This window comes from Rhizobium favelukesii (assembly GCF_000577275.2).
Classification (GTDB): domain Bacteria; phylum Pseudomonadota; class Alphaproteobacteria; order Rhizobiales; family Rhizobiaceae; genus Rhizobium; species Rhizobium favelukesii.
In genome coordinates this window covers 1-3,877 of record NZ_CBYB010000029.1, presented here as the reverse complement: position 1 = coordinate 3,877, position 3,877 = coordinate 1, and the positions used below count along the sequence as shown (strand labels likewise).

Genomic DNA, 3,877 nt, shown 5'->3' with positions numbered 1-3,877 from the left:
AGACAACCCTTGTCGGTTATCCGGATATCCGGGATGACCGACAGCGGGATGAGGTTGAAGCCCATAGAGGCGATGGTGCAGCCTGCCTCCATTCGAGCTTCAAGGCCTTTACCTCGTCGGCGACCTCGTGCACCCGCTTGTCGGACAAAAGCCCGGCGATCGGCAGGGGCACCATGGCCGTCACCTTGCCGTCCATGACAACGCAGACGCCACCCTGCTTTTCCTCGAGCGCGTCGAGCGCCACCTGATAGACGAAGTCCAACGTCATCCTGATCTGATGCTAGTAGCCATCAGGGAGAGTGTGGGTCGTGACAAAAAGCCCGGCCGATTCCTGCTGACTGGATCTCCCCAACCTTGCAACTGTGCTAGCTATTGCCGATTCCCTGGCGGGACGGATGGCAGTCGTTTTGCTGCTTTCATTTGCACAATCCGAAATCCTCTCGTGTGGCATGTCCTGATCAGTCAGGGTATGCGCAACGATCTCGCCACTATCGGCATCCAACGCCAGATGCAACTTGCGCAAGCCGCGAGGGGATCTGGCGCCATGCTTTTCCTCCAGCCACTGGCCCGCGCCGTAAACCGGTAGACCAGTGCTGTTGATAAGAACATGCAACGCTCCGGTCGAAAGACCCCGGTGGTCACGCCATTCCTTGGGCGATCGCCATGTCCGCGCGCGACGGCTCAGGGTGGTATGATCGGGGACGGCAAGCGCCAGCCCCATCAATTGCAGCACAGATTCCAACAAGCCCTCTCCTTGGCGCAGCCTCAGACCAAACACCAGGCCTAGCGTCAAGGCGGTCTCGATCGCCAGATCGGAATAACGGTGCTGGCACCGGGTCTTGCGTCTTGGTGCTTGCCATCCGGACAGGGCATCTGGTGTCAGCCTCCGACGAAGTCCCGCCTCATACTCCGGCCAGTGCGCCACCCAGAATTTATTCCTCTGGATGCGATGACGGCGGGCGCCAATTGCGTTTGAAAGGCATAGCTAAACGACAAGGGCTGTTGCGATTCCGTCCTGCCTAACTCAGATTGCTAAACGATCCGTGCACCAACGCCTCACCCGTCAGTTAACCTGACGATGCCGCTTGAGGATCGTGGAAAGCAGAGTTCTTGGCGAGAGACAGATATTGAGGAAATCTGCCTAACTATCCGAGATCGCCAAAGCCATGAAGTGCGATATATGTAAGAATATATTCTATAACTCACTGGTTTCCTGTTATGAGGATTTGCGATAGTGCAACAGAGAAAATTCTTTCTCTATGAGAGCTGAAATCTTGCCGGGACATCATCGTCGGTAGGCTTACACAAGGAGCACGATGACATGGAGCGCCAAAAGAAATCAGACAAGCGCCTTGGCTACTCTCATCTGCGGTCGGCAACCATCGACGGCGTGTTGCTGCCTGGTCTACAATTGTCACTCGACCGGCAGGAGGGCCCTGTGTCGACGAAGAAGACCTTCTTCCAACAATGGCTCCTGGATTTTGCTTTCGGTTGCGAGCTATATTATCCGATCCAGCTATATGAACATCTCGCAACGAGCGAGGGCGACGACAAAGGCGCTAAACCGTTAAGTGAGAGTTACGAGCATAGAATTGGGAGAATTCGGACCAGCCGCCACGTTCCTCATTTGAAATCCACGTCTATCGGGTTTCCAGATTCCAGGATGGAAGCGCCGGCTCTGGCGCCAACGCTTGCAAACTCCAACAACAGGTCGGCGAGCGGATGGAGGATATCATGGACGACATCGAGGCGACGCAAGCAAAGGTCATTATGTTCTTCGAAATGCATTCGCCTCGCCGCACTTGCAGCGACCGCCATCGTGCTGGGCACCCAGATCGCAATTGCGCAAGAACCGTCTATAGGGTCTCAGTGGCTGAACACGCCGGCATCTCGAGTGGAAGCGCTTGCGGTCCTCCAGACCTTGAATGCCGATCTCCTGAGTAACGCCAGTGCTACGTTGACCCTTGACCGCTGGTGCGCCGCGCATAAGCTCGCACCGGAAGGTTCCAAGATCGTAGCTCAGCGTGTGGGCGGGCAAGACAAACCGGCCGATGAGCACATCCGTGAACTTCTGACCGTCGGACCCGGTGAGCTGATCGCTTATCGCCGCGTCCGCCTGGTCTGCGGAGACCGCGTCTTGTCAGAAGCCGACAACTGGTATGTACCTGCAAAATTAACTGCAGAGATGAATCAGGCGTTGAATACCAGCGATATCGCGTTTGGCAGAGCCGTTCAGGCTCTCAATTTCACTCGCACAAACCTGTCTGCCAAGTTGCTCTGGTCCCCTCTATCCGAAGGCTGGGACGTGGACGGCTTAATAACGCATGAAACAAGTTCCCTCAGCCTGCCGCCGTTCCTGCTCGAACATCGTGCCGTACTGAAACTTCGAGATGGCACGCCGTTTAGCGCCTTGGTCGAAAGCTACACGGACAAAGTACTAGACTTTCCAGTTCCGCGCCTGCTTTCTCAATAGCGCTTCGGTATCTCGGTACGGCGATGTCACGTTATCAGCAGCTTAACGGTTGATGGATAATTCGGGTGAGATGAACTCGCCGACTCTCAGTTACAAGAACCACCGCTTTCCACTGCAGATCATCGCCCGTGCGATCTGGCTGTATTTCCGGTTCCCTTTGAGCCTGCGGCTGGTCGAGGAAATGCTGTTGGAGCGCGGCATTGTCGTGTCTGACGAAACGATACGGCGATGGAGCCGCAAATTCGGGGCGGCTTACGTCAAGCAGTTGCGCAGAAGGTAGCCGTCGCGAACGGATATCTGGCATTTGGACGAGGTCGTGATTTCCATCGGTGGCCGAAAACATTGGCTTTGGCGTGCCGTTGACCAGGACGGTTACGTCCTCGACGAGATCGTCCAAGCCCGCCGCGATACCAAAGCTGCCAAGCGATTGCTGGTCAGACTGTTGAAGAAGCAAGGCCTGACGCCGAAGCGCATCGTTACCGACAAACTGCGCTCATACGGAGCGGCAAAACGGGACGTGATGCCCGCTGTCGAACATCGATCGCACAAGGGGCCTGAACAATCGTGCGGAGAATTCTCACGTGCCACTTCGAAAACGAGAACGGATGATGCAGGGATTTCGATCTGTCGGCGGCTTGCAACGTTTCATCTCGGTCTTCTCAGCGGTCTGCAATCTAGTCGCACCGCAACAGAAACGCTCAGCCCTAACCACCCACACTCATCGGATCCGCGCAATGGCGCAGTGGGAAGCCGTGACCGGCGCAGCTGTCTGAGTTCAGAGATAAACGCCTTGTCTGCGCGTCAATGAAACAACGTGACATCGCCAGATTTTTTGGTGCCGCAAAAAGTTTGCGCCAGAACCGGGCTGCATCAATTCAAGCGCCGCAACCGGTGCTGGAGTGCTCGCCGATCGGCGGCTAGGTCGTCGAGGTTCGCCGGTGGCTGTCTTTGTGCCAATTGTCCAATCAGCGCCCGCGCCGCCTCTAGCAAAAAGACGCCGCAACCACGATCGTTCTGCTGCTGCGCCATCCCCATTTGCGTCAGCGTGGCTCCCACCGCTCTTGCGAGCTGTTCAGCAAAGGCGCTGTTAAGGGCGCCGGCGCCGGCGGAATCGTAGTGATATGCCACCGGCCTGTTTCGATCGACGCGATCAATGAGCAGCAGGGACAAGTGGGTGCCACCATCGGCAACTTCAACATTAGCATCACTCACTGGCAGGAACACGAAATCGGCTGTGTCGTTATCGTCCTGATCATGGACGATAAGCTGGAATGCGCTTTCGCGATCAATATTATTGTTCGAGCGCAAAGTTTGCGCTATCGCGGGTGCTACCAGCCGTGTCCGGGCGGCCAGTCCCGGATTGTTAGTCTGCAGCTCGCCCCTTAGGAGATCGAAACCCCTTAA

1 protein-coding gene and 4 pseudogenes are annotated in these 3,877 nt (G+C 56.3%); 2 read left to right on the top strand and 3 right to left on the bottom strand.

Translation table 11 applies throughout. The annotated features are described in order from the left end of the window. Positions 1 to 247 (bottom strand): annotated as a pseudogene (locus LPU83_RS29340) (adenine deaminase C-terminal domain-containing protein); the annotation flags it as partial. Positions 248 to 451: 204 nt separating this feature from the next. Continuing rightward, positions 452 to 983, bottom strand: a pseudogene (locus LPU83_RS29305) (transposase); the annotation flags it as partial. A gap of 833 nt (positions 984 to 1,816) precedes the next feature. Between LPU83_RS29305 and LPU83_RS29215 the strand changes: the two are divergent. Both LPU83_RS29215 and LPU83_RS29175 read left to right on the top strand, forming a co-directional pair. Next, positions 1,817 to 2,473, top strand: coding sequence for a hypothetical protein (locus LPU83_RS29215; RefSeq protein ID WP_176703672.1), 657 nt, complete (start codon positions 1,817 to 1,819; stop codon positions 2,471 to 2,473). Positions 2,474 to 2,496: 23 nt separating this feature from the next. After that, positions 2,497 to 3,246 (top strand): annotated as a pseudogene (locus tag LPU83_RS29175) (IS6 family transposase). Positions 3,247 to 3,343: 97 nt separating this feature from the next. Here the strand turns inward: LPU83_RS29175 and LPU83_RS29110 are convergent. Beyond that, positions 3,344 to 3,877, bottom strand: a pseudogene (locus tag LPU83_RS29110) (Ulp1 family isopeptidase); the annotation flags it as partial.